The sequence below is a fragment of the Cupriavidus sp. 05N39 genome (assembly GCF_056397325.1).
Map to the genome: position 1 here is coordinate 1 of NZ_JBFTNE010000020.1, position 13,023 is coordinate 13,023.

The following is a 13,023-nucleotide window of genomic DNA, read 5'->3' on the forward strand; positions in this document are numbered from 1 at the left end:
GACTGGGACAAGATGTTCACCGTTACGCAAAACCCGCCGATTATAAGCGATGCGGGTGTATGTATGTCCCCCAAACGGAGGGTGCAGCGGTGTCGCAGCCTTGCCAGGAAGAGCGCGGCCGCGGCCGCTGGGGCAACCTATAATGCGGGCATGACCCAGCAACATTCCTCCTCAAGCCGCCGCTTGCGCCGCACTGCGCTGTGGGCAGCTTTCGCCGCCCTGGCCGGTTTTTTGCTGGCGGACCTGATCTGACCCAGGCGGGCGGAGAAGTGCCTCAGGCGGCGCCGGACGCCGCCGGGCAGGCTATGTGTCTGTTTTCTTTGTACTTTTCCTGGCTTTGGTATAGAATCGTGGGTTTCCTCCGGCCGCTTTGTGTTGTCTGCGGGTGCGCTGGCGGGAGATAACCGGGCCAATTGGGCCGTCCGGCTTGTCTGTTTTCCTAGCTTGCGGCTGATCCCAGGATCGGCGGCGGCGGGATGAAACGGACGCAAGGGCGCGCCGGCGTTGGTTTTCGGCGTTTTATTTCACATCGAGAGGTTCGACAATGTACGCGGTCGTAAAAACCGGCGGCAAGCAATATAAGGTTGCTGCTGGCGAAAAACTTAAAGTAGAACAGATACCGGCAGACATTGGCGCAGAAATCACGCTCGACCAGGTGCTCGCAGTGGGCGCAGGCGACCAAATCAAGTTTGGTACGCCGCTGGTTAGCGGGGCTTCCGTCAAGGCTACCGTTATCTCCCAAGGTCGTCACGATAAGGTGAAGATCTTCAAGATGCGCCGTCGCAAGCACTATCAAAAGCGTCAAGGCCATCGTCAAAATTACACCGAGCTGCGCATCGAAGCGATCGTTGCCTGAGCCCGCGCTCAGTCCTCATCGAAATCGAATTCAAGCGTAACTAGGTAAAGTAAAGCGACAGGAGTTAGTCATGGCACAGAAAAAGGGCGGCGGTTCCACACGGAACGGCCGCGATTCCGAATCGAAGCGTCTGGGCGTCAAGGTGTTTGGTGGCCAGGCCATTAACGCCGGCAGCATCATCGTGCGTCAGCGCGGTACCCGCGTGCACCCGGGCGAGAACGTTGGCATTGGCAAGGATCACACCCTCTTTGCCCTGGTCGACGGTCACGTGCAGTTCGCCGTCAAGGGCGCTGCCAAGAAGCAGCAGGTCAGCGTCGTTCCGGCAGTCTGATCACAGCCTTTGCAGCATGAAGGCCCCGCAGTACTTGCGGGGCTTTTTCGTTTCTGGCGACAATATCAGTGTCGCCATCCGCCGAGCGCGCGGCCCCGCCATCCTGGCCGGGCACGCGCTGCGGCCGCTCCACCACGGAAGGTCATCATGAAGTTCATCGACGAAGCCAGAATTGAAGTCATCGCCGGCAACGGCGGCAATGGCAGCGCATCGATGCGGCGCGAGAAATTTGTGCCCTTCGGTGGCCCGGACGGTGGCGACGGCGGCGACGGCGGCAGCGTCTATGCGGTGGCAGACCGCAACATCAATACCCTGATTGACTTCCGCTATGCCAAGAAGCATGTGGCGCGCAACGGCGAGAACGGCCGCGGCGCCGACTGCTACGGCGCGGGCGGCGAGGACGTGAAGCTGCGCATGCCGGTCGGCACGCAGATCCTGGACATGGATTCCGGCGACCTGATCGCCGACCTGACCGAGCATGGCCAGAGCGTCTGCCTGGCCCAGGGTGGCCTGGGCGGCTGGGGCAACCTGCACTTCAAGTCCAGTACCAACCGCGCGCCGCGCCAGCAGGTGGACGGCAAGCCCGGCGAGCGCCGCATGATCAAGCTGGAGCTGAAGGTGCTGGCCGACGTGGGCCTGCTGGGCATGCCCAATGCCGGCAAGTCGACCTTTATCTCGCACATCTCCAATGCGCGCCCGAAGGTGGCGGACTACCCCTTCACCACGCTGCATCCCAACCTGGGCGTGGTGCGGGTCGATCACGAGCAGTCCTTCGTGGTGGCTGACATCCCCGGCTTGATCGAGGGCGCGGCGGAAGGCGCCGGGCTGGGCCACCAGTTCCTGCGCCACTTGCAGCGCACGGGGCTGCTGCTGCATATCGTCGACCTGGCGCCGTTCGACGAAAGCGTGGACCCGGTGGCCGAAGCCCGCGCCATCGTCAACGAGCTGAAGAAGTACGACGAAAGCCTTTACGAAAAACCGCGCTGGCTGGTGCTCAACAAGCTGGACGTGGTGCCTGACGAAGAGCGCGAGGCGCGCGTCAAGGACTTCGTCAAGCGCTACAAGTGGAAGGGCCCGGTGTTCCGCATCTCCGCCCTGACCGGCGAAGGTTGCCGCGAACTGATCTACGCGATCAAGGATCACCTGGCCGCGATCAAGGCCGAGGAAGTGGCCGCGCTGGCGGAGCCGGACATCCGCCTGGATGAGCGGCTGCACAACGTTGACCAGTCCGGCGGCGAGCAGAACTAAGCCGGGGGGCCAGACAGGCAGCCCGGCACCAGGGCGAGACGATGCGCTCGCCCGCCAAAAAACGACAGTACCCAGCAGACAGGATTCTCTCCATGCAATCGGTCATCGCCCAGGCAAAACGTATCGTCGTCAAGGTTGGGTCCAGCCTGGTGACCAACGACGGCAAGGGTCTCGATCACGAGGCCATCGCCCGCTGGGCGGCGCAGATCGCCAAGCTGCGCATGGCCGGCAAGGAAGTCGTGCTGGTCAGCTCTGGCGCCATTGCCGAGGGCATGCAGCGGCTGGGCTGGGTACGGCGCCCCAAGGAAATCCACGAATTGCAGGCCGCCGCCGCGGTGGGCCAGATGGGCTTGGCCCAGGTCTACGAGAGCCAGTTCGGCCGCTACGGCATCCGCACCGCCCAGGTCCTGCTGACCCACGCCGACCTGGCTGACCGCGAGCGCTACCTCAATGCGCGCTCGACCCTGCTGACCCTGCTGTCGCTAGGCGTCGTGCCCATCATCAACGAGAACGACACCGTGGTCACCGACGAAATCAAGTTCGGCGACAACGACACTCTGGGCGCCCTGGTCACCAATCTGATCGAAGGCGATGCGCTGGTGATCCTGACCGACCAGCGTGGCCTCTATACCGCCGATCCGCGCAGCAATCCCCAGGCCGAATTCGTGGATGAGGCGCTGGCCGGCGCGCTGGAGCTGGAAGCCATGGCCGGCGGCGCCGGCACGTCGATCGGGCGCGGCGGCATGCTGACCAAGATCCTGGCCGCCAAGCGCGCCGCCAAGTCGGGCGCGCACACCGTGATCGCGTCGGGACGCGAAGCCAATGTGCTCGAACGGCTGGCTGGCGGTGAAGGCATCGGCACGCAATTGCTGGCACCGACCGGACGTCTTACCGCGCGCAAGCAGTGGATGGCGGATCACCTGCAACTGCGCGGGCGGGTGGTGATCGACGCTGGCGCGGTCGACAAACTCACCAGCGGCGGCAAGTCCCTGTTGCCGATCGGCGTGGTGGAAGTGCAGGGCGAGTTTGCGCGCGGCGAAGTCATCGCCTGCATCGACGCCGCCGGGCATGAGGTGGCTCGCGGCATCACCAACTATTCCAGTTCAGAGGCAAAGCTGATCGCGCGCAAGCCGTCGTCCGAGATCGAACGTGTGCTGGGCCACCAGAATGAGCACGAACTGATCCACCGGGACAATCTCGTGCTGGTCTGAATGGCGCGAAGCGCGCGGCAACAAACACAAAGGGCTGCCCAGGCAGCCCTTTGTGTTTGATACGGCGCCCTACTACCGCGCCGCATGCGTTCTCAGCGCTGGATCGCGCTCTTGCGCGGCGCCTCGCCACGCAAGTCCCTGACGATCTCCTGTGCCGTGCCGGCCGCCCCGCGGCCCTCGCACATGAAATCCTTGGCCAGCGTGCCAGCGTAGTTGTTGCGCGAGATACCGGCCAGCTGGGTCCAGCCTTCGCGGTCGTCGCTGCGGTTGCGCACCCAGTCGGTCGCCCCCTTGGGCAAGGTGGCGTACATCTTGCGCTGGAACGTGTCACAGCGCACGGCTTCAAAGCTGACGTTGCGCATGCCGCTTGCACCTGTAACGACCGCGGTATAGCGCACCGCGCCATCCGCGCCCACGGACACCGACTTTGCGTCCACCGCGAAATTGAAGTTGCCTGCGGGGCTGACCTCGAACGTGATCAGGTCCGCATCGCGCGGCAATGCCGGCAGCGGGACCTCGACTTCCTTGAAGTCCTTCGGGGCGAAGGGGTCGAGTATGCTCCATTCCTTCTTCGGCGGCGTGTAGTTCTCGGCCTCATCCGCTGGCTGCGGCTGCGGCTGCGGCGTGGGCTTGCTGGCGCAGCCAACCAGCCCGAGGCAAAGGGTTGCCGCCAGCAAGCAGGCGGCAGGCAGGCTCGGGCGCAAGCCGCGGCCGGCGAATTCAATCATCGGTACTCCGTTCTGTGGACGCCGGTTCGGCCGGCGAAGTTGGGCCCGGATCGCGGGCCAGGTCCTGATGCGCCAGGGCCGGCACGCTGTCGGGATGCTCGTCCAGCCCCCCGCGGGCATAACCGGAGCGCGCGGAGCCGTGCCGGCCATGCGTGCCGTAAGGGCTCAGCGGCGCGCGGGTATTGCGCTGCAGGAAGCGGGACAGCTCGGTCAGCGCCAGTTGATAGACGTCGCGCTTGAACTCGATGACAGCATCGAGCGGGACCCAGTAATGGCTCCAGCGCCAGGCATCGAACTCCGGGTGGTCGGTAGCACGCAGGCGGATGTCGCAATCGCGGCCCGCCATGCGCAACAGGAACCAAATCTGCTTCTGTCCCCTGTAATGGCCGCGGATTTCGCGGCGGATGAACTTGTCCGGCACCTCATAACGCAGCCAGTCGCGCGTGCGACCAACAATCCTGACATGCTCGGGCAGCAGACCGACTTCTTCATGTAGCTCGCGGTACATCGCCTGTTCCGGCGTTTCGCCGTATTTGATGCCGCCTTGCGGAAACTGCCACGAATGTTCGCCGATACGCTTGCCCCAGAACACCTCGTTCCGTGCGTTGATGAGGATGATGCCGACGTTCGGGCGAAAGCCTTCACGATCGAGCATGACTGCACCTCGAATCCTTTAGAATTACGTCGATTATAAAGGAAGCGCGTAATGGGGCTTTGTGCAACGGGGTGCTGGTTTTCCCCGAGCAGAAAGCGCCGCATCAGGCGCACGCGCAATGGATTCGCGCCATCCCGCACCCGGAACCCGCCGGGGCGGGCATGGCCTCACGAGAAAGCAACGGATGAAAGCCTCGCAATTCTTCATTTCCACCCTCAAGGAAGCCCCCTCCGACGCGGAAATCGTGTCGCACAAACTGATGATGCGCGCCGGCATGATCAAGAAGCTCGGCGCGGGCATCTATAACTACATGCCGGTGGGCCTGCGGGTGATCCGCAAGGTGGAGGCCATCGTGCGCGAGGAAATGAACCGCGCCGGCGCGGTCGAGCTGTCGATGCCGGTGATCCAGCCGGCCGAGCTGTGGCAGGAAACCGGCCGCTGGGACAAGATGGGCCCGGAACTGCTGCGCCTGAAGGATCGCAACGAGCGCGATTTTGCCGTGCAGCCCACCTCCGAAGAGGTGGTGACGGATATCGCCCGCAGCGAAATCCGCAGCTACAAGCAGCTGCCGGTCAACTTCTACCAGATCCAGACCAAGTTCCGCGACGAACGCCGGCCGCGCTTCGGCATCATGCGCGGGCGCGAATTCACCATGAAGGACGCCTACTCCTTCGACCGCGACGCGGCGGGGCTGAAGGTCTCCTACGACAAGATGTTCAACGCCTACGTGCGCATCTTCCAGCGCTTTGGCCTGGAATTCCGTGCCGTGGCGGCGGATAACGGCGCCATCGGCGGCTCCGGCTCGCACGAGTTCCATGTGATCGCCGATACCGGCGAAGACGCCGTCGTCTATTGCCCCACCTCGGACTACGCCGCCAACATGGAAGCGGCCGAAGCCCTGCCGCTGCTGGCGCAGCGCGCCACGCCGGCCGAAGACATGGTCAATACGCCCACCCCGGGCAAGGCCAAGTGCGAGCAAGTGGCCGAACTGCTTGGCATTCCGCTGGCGCGCACGGTCAAGTCGATCGTGCTGGCCACCGACAGCGAGGCCGGTTCGCAGATCTGGCTGCTGCTGCTGCGCGGCGATCACGAGCTCAATGAGATCAAGGCCACCAAGGTGGCCGGCCTGGCCGAGTTCCGCTTTGCCACCGAGTCGGAGATCGTCGAGACCTTCGGCACGCCCCCTGGCTACCTCGGGCCGATCAACACCAGGAAGCCCGTCAAGGTGGTGGCTGACCGTACCGTGGCCAATATGAGCGACTTCGTCTGCGGCGCCAACGAAAAGGATTACCACCTGACAGGCGTCAACTGGGGCCGCGACCTGCCCGAGCCGGTGGTGGCCGACCTGCGCAACGTGGTGGCGGGCGATGCCTCGCCGGACGGCAAGGGCACGCTGGAAATCTGCCGTGGCATCGAGGTCGGTCACGTGTTCATGCTCGGCACGCGCTACTCGGAGTCGATGAGCGCCACGTTCCTGGATGAGAACGGCAAGACCCAGCCCATGCAGATGGGCTGCTACGGCATTGGCGTGACCCGTATCCTGGGCGCCGCCATCGAGCAGAACTTCGACGAGCGCGGCATTATCTGGCCGGCGGCGATCGCCCCGTTCGCGGTGGTGATCTGCCCGGTTGGCTACGACCGCTCCGAGGCCGTCAAGGCCGAAGCCGACCGTATCCATGCAGAACTGCTGGCGGCCGGCGTCGACGTGATCCTGGACGATCGCGGCGAGCGACCCGGCGCCATGTTCGCCGACTGGGAGCTGATCGGCGTGCCGCACCGCGTGGTGGTAGGCGACCGCGGCCTGAAGGAAGGCCGGGTCGAATACCAGGGCCGCCGCGACGCCGAAGCGACCCAACTGCCGGTCGCGGACGTGGTTGCCCACGTGCGCGGACTGCTGTCCGCCTGAACGCCATGCGCCTCCCGCGCCTGCAGGACCTGACCCCGGACCGCCGCCTGCGCCTGGCGCGGGCCGGCGCCGGCTTGCTGCTGGCGTTGAGCGCCGCCGCGCACGCGGGGGCGCAAAAGGAGGAGGACCTGGCGGATTCGGTGCGCGGCGCGCTTGCCGCGGCTATCGCGGATAGCCGTCCCCTGCGCCCGGCGTTCGCCACCGGTGGCGAACAGCTGGCGTATATCAAGTGGCTGGAGGAGATGTCGCACCGGCTCGCGGGGCGTATCCCGGAGCCGCAGGTGCGCATCGAACTGATCGAGACCGCCTACTACGAAGCCAAGCGCGCCGGGCTGGAACCGGCGCTGGTGCTCGGTCTGGTGCAGGTCGAGAGCAACTTTCGCAAGTACGCGATCAGCTCGGCCGGCGCCCGCGGGCTGATGCAGGTGATGCCATTCTGGGTGCGCAGCATCGGCGATGGCGACTCTCGCAAGCTGTTCCACCTGCAGAGCAACCTGCGCTACGGCTGTACCATCCTGCGGCACTATCTCGACCGCGAGCAGGGCGACCTGTTCCTGGCGCTGGGCCGCTACAACGGCAGCCGGGGCCGCCCCGACTACCCCAACGCAGTGCTGGCGGCCTGGAAGCGCTGGCAATACTCCGAAGCCACCGTTACCGTGGCCGGCGATCCCGAAACGGGCACGGCCACCCGCAGCCGCGTGCTGCCGCCCGAAGCGCCGTCGCGCAATCCATTCTCGCCGCAGCGCCTGGCCAACCCCTCATGAGCAATACACCCGGCACGCCCGGTAGCACCGGCAAGGCGGGCTACACCAGTTCCTCCGCGGACCTGGAGCGCTGGCTGCGGCGCCATATCGGGCAGGGCTTCGGCGCCGAGGCGCTGGTGCAGTCGATGTGTCAGTCGGGCTACGACCAAGCCTTCGCACAGGCCACCGTGGCTGCTGCGCTGGCTGTCGCGGCGAGGGCAGAGGCGCGCGGGACCGCAGCCGACACCGCCGCGGAGATGGCGGCCGAGCTTGGCATCGACAAGCCCGCCGGCAATGCTGGCGAATGTGCCGGCGGCAAGGGCCAGGCCGGCGCGCAGCCCGGGCGCAACGCGGCCCATCATGCCGGGCGCGAGATTCCCATCCTGTTTACTCTCGCGGCGCCGCGCGTCACCCTGTTTCAGCATTTGCTGACCGATGCCGAGTGCGATGGCCTGGTGGAGCTGGCGCGCGGTCGCCTGGCGCGTTCGCCGGTGATCAACCCCGATACCGGCGACGAGAACCTGATCGAAGCGCGCACCAGCCTGGGCGCGATGTTCCAGGTTGGCGAGCATCCGCTGATCGAGCGCATCGAGGACTGCATCGCCGCGGTGACGGGGATTGCGGCGGATCGCGGCGAGGGCTTGCAGATCCTCAACTACAAGCCTGGCGGCGAGTACCAGCCGCATTACGACTATTTCAATCCCCAGCGGCCCGGGGAGGCGCGGCAACTAAGGGTGGGCGGGCAACGTGTGGCCACCCTGGTGATCTACCTGAACAGCCCGGCAGCCGGCGGTGCCACCGCTTTTCCCAAGCTTGGCCTGGAGGTGGCGCCGGTCAAGGGCAATGCCGTCTATTTCAGCTATCGCAAGTCCGACGGCTCGCTGGATGAGCGCACGCTGCACGCCGGCCTGCCGGTCGGGGCGGGCGAGAAATGGATCGCCACCAAATGGCTGCGCGAGCGGCCGTACCGGAGCGAGTGATGCGCCGCTGCGGCCGCGCCGGCACGGAGCAGGCCTGTTACTGGTTCGATCCGGCCATGCCCTATGTCGAAAGCCGCCGCGCCAGCGACAGCGGCGCCGCCTACCTGCCGCATACCCATCCCACCCTGTCGATCGGCGCCGTCGATGGCGGCCACAGCATATTCAGTACGGAAACCGAGTCGGTGCGGCTCGCTGCAGGCGATGTGGTCGTGATTCCGGCAGGCCAGGTGCACGCCTGCAACCCGGAGCCGGATGGGCGCTGGAGCTACCAGATGTTGCACCTGGACCAGGCCTGGGCCGGCGCGGTGGTGGAGGCGCGCGGCGCCGGGCAGGCGTTGCCGGCGGCGCTGGCACGGGTGCGCGTCACCAGCGCGGCCGACACCTATGCCGGCCTGTGCCGCCTCAACCATGTGCTGTTCTCCGCGGCTTCCATCGCGCAAAAGGAATCCATGCTGGCTGGCTTCGTCGCTGCGCTGTTCGGCTGCGCCGACCGGCGCCAGGCGGTGCGCGCGCCGCGCCCGCCCGGCACGCCCGAGGCTCGCCTGGCTGGCCTTGTGGCGATCCTGCAGGCGCGCCACGCGGAAACGCTGCCGCTGGCCGAACTGGCGCGCGGCGCCGGCATGAGCCGCTACCAGCTGATCCGTGCCTTCCGCGCCGAGGTCGGCATGACGCCGCATGCCTATCAGCTGGACCAACGCATCAACCATGCGCGCCAGTTGCTGCGGGCGGGCGGGGCGCCCGCCGAGATCGCCCAGGCGCTGGGCTTTTCCGACCAGAGCCATTTCCAGCGCGCGTTCAAGCAGCGTGTCGCGCTGACGCCGCGCGGCTACCAGCGCCGCGCCGGCTGAGCCTCCGCACGCAATTTTCTCCAATACGCGCCACTACCTCGCAGCCCACACTTCGTGCCCATCACAAGACACGAAAGGACTGGCGTGGACTTTCCCCTCGATTCCGGCTTCGGCCAATTTGCCATGGTGGCGGGCGCGCACTTTCTCGCGCTGCTCAGTCCGGGCCCCGATTTCTTCCTGGTGGTGCGCAGCGCGCTGGTGCATGGCGTGGGACGTGCCAGCGCGGTATGCCTGGGCATTGCGCTCGGCAATGGCGTGTTCATCGGCCTCGCCATTGCGGGCCTGGCCGCCACGCGTACCAGCCAGGGCGTGTTCGCGGTGTTGCAGTGGGCCGGCTGCCTGTACCTGGCCTGGCTCGGCTGGCGGTTGCTGAGCGCCCGCGGCGAGACGCGGATGCCGGGCGCTGACGGCCCGCAGGCGCATGGCGCCGGCCACGCCGCCTACGCGGCGCAACTCGCCACCGGCTTTCTCTCCGCGGTGCTCAACCCCAAGAATGCATTGTTCTACGCCAGCCTGTTTTCCGTACTGGCTGGCACGCGCACGCCGCTGCCGGTCCAGCTTGGCTACGGTGCCTGGATGTTCGCCATGGTGTTCGGCTGGGACGTCCTGGTGGCCTGGGGCGTGCGCCATCCGCTGGTGCGGGCGTGTTTTGCCCGCTCGGTGCGCGGTGTCGAACGTGCCACCGGTGTCATCCTCTGGGGCATCGCGCTGGCCGTGGCAGTCAATGCGGCGAACCCGTGAAGCAGCCCGATGCGGGGTGCCATTGGCGACACGCAAAGGCGTATTGCCAGTTTTCTGGTTAACTGTACCGGTACTGTACTGTTCCCCGTGGCTAGACTGCCATCATTCCCTTTTGCATGCGATGGAGTCAGTCATGGCCGTGCCCCAGCTTGTCGCCGGATCCGGCGTGTTTGCCGCGTTCTGCGCGTTCGCCCTTGTGTCCTCGATCACGCCGGGCCMCAACAACACCATGGTGCTGGCCTCGGGCGTGAACTTCGGTTTCGCCCGCACCGTGCCCCATGTGCTGGGCATCAGCGCCGGTTTCGGCTTGATGGTCGCGGTGGTCGGACTCGGCCTGGGATCGCTGTTCGCGGCATTGCCGTGGACCTGGCAGGTACTTCGCGTCGTGGCTGCGCTCTATCTCACCTGGCTGGCATGGAAGCTGGCGACGTCGGGCGGCGTGCAGGACCAGGAGGTGGGCAAGCCCATGGGATTCCTGGCTGCGGCCGCGTTCCAGTGGGTCAACCCCAAGGCGTGGGTGATGGCGGTGGGCGCGTGCAGCACCTACGTGCTGCACGGCAATGTCTGGCTGAATGTGTTGCTGCTCTCGGGGTTGTTCGCCGTGATCAACCTGCCCAGCGTGGCGATGTGGGCGGTGTTCGGATCGGCCTTGCGGCGCTGGCTGGCGCAGCCGCGGGTGCTGCGCCTGTTCAACGTGGCGATGGCGCTGTTGCTGCTGGCCTCGCTGTGGCCGATCCTTAGCGCAAGGCCCTGATGGCGGGCAGGTTGCGCCAGTAGCCGTGGGCGTCCATGCCGCAACCGAATACATAGCGTTCCGGCACAGTGAAGCCGCAGAAATCCGGGTGCATGGGTTTGGGTTTCTGCAACACCTTCTCGCACAGCACGGCTGCGTAGACGGCGGTGGCGCCCATGTCCATGATGCGCTGGCGGATGGCGGCCATGGTTTCGCCTTCATCCAGGATGTCGTCCAGCACCAGCACCGTACGGCCCTTGACCGACTCGCGCGGCGCGACGCGCCATTGCATCTCGCCGCCCACCGTCTTGTTGTTGTAGCGCGAGAGGTGGATGTAGTCGAATTCCAGCGGGAAGGCCAGCTTGGGCAGCAGCATGCCGGTGAAGACCACCGCGCCGCCCATTACCGACAGCACCAGCGGGAAGGTGTCGCCCATCTTTTCCGTGATCTCGCCGGCCATGCGGTCCAGCGATTCCTGGACGGCTTGCGCGCTGACGATTTCCTCGGAGTTGGCCCACAGTTCGCGGGCCTGTTCGACGGTCATCATGATGTGGATCCTGTCTCTGTCTTGATCTTTTGCGGGTGAAACGGCGGCGCCGGGAAAGGGCGCCGCCACGCCGGATGGCTTAGCGGTTGAAGAGTCCCTTCATGCCGCCCTTCATCGCGCCCATCGAGCGCATCATCTTCATCATGCCGCCGCCCTTGAGCTTCTTCATCATGCTCTGCATCTGGTCGAACTGATTGAGCAGGCGGTTGACTTCCTGCACCGGCACGCCGGCGCCGGTGGCGATGCGGCGCTTGCGGCTGGCCTTGATCAGTTCCGGCTTGGCGCGTTCGGCGGCGGTCATGCTGTTGATGATGCCTTCCATGCGGCGCACCTGCTTTTCGGCCACGTCCATGTTGGCGCCCTGGGCTTGCTGGGCGAACTGCGCCGGCAGCTTGTCCACCAGGCTGCCCAGGCCGCCCATCTTCTTCATCTGGCCGATCTGGGCCTTGAAGTCTTCGAGGTCGAAGTCGCCCGTCTTCTTGATCTTCTTGGCCAGCTTCTCGGCGGCTTCCATGTCCACGCCGCGCTGGGCTTCCTCGACCAGGGCGAGGATGTCGCCCATGCCCAGGATCCGCTGGGCCATGCGATCGGGGTAGAAGGGCTCCAGGCCATCGAGCTTTTCGCCAACGCCGAYGAACTTGATCGGGCGCCCGGTGATGTGGCGCACCGACAGCGCGGCACCGCCGCGCGCATCGCCGTCCAGCTTGGTCAGCACCACGCCGGTCAGCGGCAGCGCGTCATGGAAGGCACGCGCGGTGTTGACCGCGTCCTGGCCCAGCATGGCGTCGACCACGAACAGGGTTTCGACCGGCTTGATCTCGGCGTGGAGAGCGGCGATTTCCTGCATCATCGCTTCGTCGATACCCAGGCGGCCTGCCGTATCGACGATCAGCACGTCGTGATAATGCTTGCGGGCCCAGTCAACCGCCGCGCGGGCGATGTCCACCGGCTTCTGGTCCGGCTCGGAGGGGAAGAAATCGGCGCCGACCTGCTCGGACACGGTCTTGAGCTGGGCGATGGCGGCGGGCCGGTACACGTCGCACGACACCGTCAGCACTTTCTTCTTCTTGTTTTCCTTGAGCCACTTGGCCAGCTTGCCCACGGTGGTGGTCTTGCCCGCACCCTGCAGGCCGGCCATCAGGATGATGGCGGGCGGCTGCACCGCGAGGTTCAGCTCGCCGCTCTTGTCGCCGGCGGCCAGGCTTTCCTCGCCACCGATGACGGCGGTCAGCTCGCGCTGCACCACGCCAACAAGCGCCTGGCCCGGCGTCAGGCTGGACACCACGTCTTCGCCGAGTGCCTTTTCCTTCACGCGGGCGATGAATTCGCGCACCACGGGCAGGGCGACGTCGGCCTCCAGCATGGCCAGGCGCACCTCGCGCAGCATTTCGGCGGTATTGGCTTCGGTCAGGCGAGCCTCGCCGCGCATGGTCTTTACGACCCGCGCCAGGCGTTGAGTGAGATTGTCCAGCATGGCAGAAGTCCGGGGGATAGGG

The 13,023-nt window shown here is 65.9% G+C and carries 15 protein-coding genes; 11 read left to right on the forward strand and 4 right to left on the reverse strand.

What is annotated here, in order from left to right; translation table 11 throughout:
* From AC1DN0_RS12075 to proB, 5 genes are all read left to right on the forward strand, one after another.
* Nucleotides 1–252: hypothetical protein (locus tag AC1DN0_RS12075; RefSeq protein ID WP_477145744.1), on the forward strand; the 252-nt coding region annotated here is incomplete at its 5' end.
* A gap of 292 nt (nucleotides 253–544) precedes the next feature.
* A complete protein-coding gene (gene rplU, locus AC1DN0_RS12080; protein ID WP_006576525.1) occupies nucleotides 545–856 on the forward strand; it encodes a 50S ribosomal protein L21 in 312 nt (103 codons plus the stop codon).
* Between the two features lie 70 nt (nucleotides 857–926).
* Nucleotides 927–1,187 (forward strand): 50S ribosomal protein L27, encoded by a 261-nt coding sequence (rpmA, locus tag AC1DN0_RS12085; RefSeq protein ID WP_035875569.1) that lies wholly within the window; start codon nucleotides 927–929, stop codon nucleotides 1,185–1,187.
* A gap of 147 nt (nucleotides 1,188–1,334) precedes the next feature.
* The gene (gene cgtA, locus AC1DN0_RS12090; RefSeq protein ID WP_441625609.1) at nucleotides 1,335–2,435 is read left to right on the forward strand and encodes an Obg family GTPase CgtA; all 1,101 of its coding nucleotides are present in this window, start codon (nucleotides 1,335–1,337) and stop codon (nucleotides 2,433–2,435) included.
* Nucleotides 2,436–2,527: 92 nt separating this feature from the next.
* Entirely contained in the window at nucleotides 2,528–3,646 is a 1,119-nt protein-coding gene (gene proB / locus AC1DN0_RS12095; protein WP_035875564.1) for a glutamate 5-kinase, read from the forward strand.
* Between the two features lie 92 nt (nucleotides 3,647–3,738).
* Here proB and AC1DN0_RS12100 read toward each other — a convergent pair whose 3' ends face one another.
* Complete coding sequence (locus AC1DN0_RS12100; RefSeq protein WP_441625606.1) at nucleotides 3,739–4,374, reverse strand: CNP1-like family protein; 636 nt, start codon at nucleotides 4,372–4,374, stop codon at nucleotides 3,739–3,741.
* Entirely contained in the window at nucleotides 4,367–5,029 is a 663-nt protein-coding gene (locus tag AC1DN0_RS12105) for an RNA pyrophosphohydrolase (protein WP_035875560.1), read from the reverse strand. Before AC1DN0_RS12105 ends, AC1DN0_RS12100 begins: the two co-directional genes overlap by 8 nt.
* A gap of 184 nt (nucleotides 5,030–5,213) precedes the next feature.
* Here AC1DN0_RS12105 and AC1DN0_RS12110 point away from each other — a divergent pair, with 184 nt between their 5' ends.
* The 6 genes from AC1DN0_RS12110 to AC1DN0_RS12135 all read left to right on the forward strand — a co-directional run bounded on the left by AC1DN0_RS12110 (nucleotide 5,214) and on the right by AC1DN0_RS12135 (nucleotide 11,001).
* Nucleotides 5,214–6,935 carry a proline--tRNA ligase gene (locus tag AC1DN0_RS12110; protein ID WP_441625604.1) on the forward strand — a complete coding sequence of 574 codons (1,722 nt, stop codon included), beginning with the start codon at nucleotides 5,214–5,216 and terminating at the stop codon, nucleotides 6,933–6,935.
* A gap of 5 nt (nucleotides 6,936–6,940) precedes the next feature.
* Complete coding sequence (locus tag AC1DN0_RS12115; RefSeq protein ID WP_035875556.1) at nucleotides 6,941–7,699, forward strand: lytic transglycosylase domain-containing protein; 759 nt, start codon at nucleotides 6,941–6,943, stop codon at nucleotides 7,697–7,699.
* The gene (locus tag AC1DN0_RS12120; protein ID WP_441625602.1) at nucleotides 7,696–8,658 is read left to right on the forward strand and encodes a 2OG-Fe(II) oxygenase; all 963 of its coding nucleotides are present in this window, start codon (nucleotides 7,696–7,698) and stop codon (nucleotides 8,656–8,658) included. Before AC1DN0_RS12115 ends, AC1DN0_RS12120 begins: the two co-directional genes overlap by 4 nt.
* Complete coding sequence (locus tag AC1DN0_RS12125; protein ID WP_441625600.1) at nucleotides 8,658–9,506, forward strand: helix-turn-helix domain-containing protein; 849 nt, start codon at nucleotides 8,658–8,660, stop codon at nucleotides 9,504–9,506. The genes AC1DN0_RS12120 and AC1DN0_RS12125 overlap by 1 nt, the downstream gene beginning before the upstream one ends.
* Before the next feature lie 84 nt (nucleotides 9,507–9,590).
* Nucleotides 9,591–10,247, forward strand: coding sequence for a LysE family translocator (locus AC1DN0_RS12130; protein WP_441625598.1), 657 nt, complete (start codon nucleotides 9,591–9,593; stop codon nucleotides 10,245–10,247).
* A gap of 133 nt (nucleotides 10,248–10,380) precedes the next feature.
* Nucleotides 10,381–11,001: a LysE family translocator gene (locus AC1DN0_RS12135; RefSeq protein ID WP_477145745.1), complete on the forward strand. Its 621-nt coding sequence runs from the start codon at nucleotides 10,381–10,383 to the stop codon at nucleotides 10,999–11,001.
* Here AC1DN0_RS12135 and AC1DN0_RS12140 read toward each other — a convergent pair.
* Nucleotides 10,985–11,527 (reverse strand): hypoxanthine-guanine phosphoribosyltransferase, encoded by a 543-nt coding sequence (locus AC1DN0_RS12140; RefSeq protein WP_441625594.1) that lies wholly within the window; start codon nucleotides 11,525–11,527, stop codon nucleotides 10,985–10,987. The genes AC1DN0_RS12135 and AC1DN0_RS12140 overlap by 17 nt on opposite strands.
* Nucleotides 11,528–11,606: 79 nt before the next feature.
* Nucleotides 11,607–13,001, reverse strand: coding sequence for a signal recognition particle protein (gene ffh, locus AC1DN0_RS12145; protein ID WP_477145746.1), 1,395 nt, complete (start codon nucleotides 12,999–13,001; stop codon nucleotides 11,607–11,609).
* Between the last annotated feature and the right edge of the window lie 22 nt (nucleotides 13,002–13,023).